A 970-nucleotide genomic window follows, 5' to 3' on the forward strand; every position below is an offset into this window, starting at 1 on the left:
CCTGCAACGGAGAGACCTGCGTGCCGGAAGAAGCTGGTGATGAGCTCAGGCCGTTGCTGCAGGCGGCCGAACTCGCGGCGGGCCAGGCGGTGCAAGTCGGCGACTGATCCGGGCAACGCGCTTTCCATGGCTCGCTTGACGCATGCATTACACTGCTCCTCGGGATTGAGTTCTGGTGCATAGGCCGGCAGGTAGGCCACCGCATAATCCTGCGGGTGGTCCGCAATGAAGGCGGTGGTGACCTGTGATCGATGGGCGTTGAGCCGGTCCCAGACCACCAGCAGCGGCGTGCCGATCTTGCGACGGAAATACCGCAGGGCCGAGATCACGGTGTTGCTCGACACGCTGGTGCGATAGTGGCGGGCGTAGAGCCGTCCATCCGGCGTGATCGCCACAATGCTCGAGACCTCGCGCCGCTTGCTCACCCGCCGCAGCACCGGGGTCAGCCCACGCCGGGCCCAGGTCGTACCTGGCCGCGCCCGGAAGCTGTGGCCGGTCTCGTCCCAGAGGAGGAGCGTGCGCTTCTCCCGCTGCGACTTTTTTTGAGCGCTATCCAGTCCCGCTTGGGCCAGACGGCGATGACAAGCTCATCGCGCTCTCGTGCTCGGGTGGCGGGGCGCTGCACGCTGAAGCCATGCGCCCTGAGGGGTCGCTCCAGATAACGCGGATGGTAGCGCACTCCGAACTCGCACTCGATCAGGGCCGCGATACGCTTGAGGGTCCAGCGCTCGGTGGCAAAGCCCGCCGCCATGGCGCCCCGATCCAGGAGCCGACCCAGACGAACCCAGGCCTTCTCATCGAGCCGAGGGGACCGGCCCGGAATGGGTCGAGCCTCCAAACCGCGCTGGCCATCCTGGGCGAGGGTGGCGGCCCAGCGCGAAACACTGGCCCGGCTGGCCCCCAGCTGTCGGGCGATCTCGGCTTGGGAGAGCCGCCCCTGCCGCAACAGCCGCGCGGCCTCCAGACGGCG

2 protein-coding genes are annotated in these 970 nt (G+C 68.0%); both read right to left on the bottom strand.

Annotated features, from left to right (window positions below; genetic code table 11):
* The coding region (locus FS320_RS44135) for a transposase (protein WP_244627780.1) at positions 1–557 on the bottom strand (557 nt) is incomplete at its 3' end.
* Positions 443–970: winged helix-turn-helix domain-containing protein (locus FS320_RS44140; protein ID WP_152718750.1), on the bottom strand; the 528-nt coding region annotated here is incomplete at its 5' end. The genes FS320_RS44135 and FS320_RS44140, both read right to left, overlap by 115 nt.

This window comes from Microvirga tunisiensis, from assembly GCF_009296175.1.
Classification (GTDB): Bacteria; Pseudomonadota; Alphaproteobacteria; order Rhizobiales; family Beijerinckiaceae; genus Microvirga; species Microvirga tunisiensis.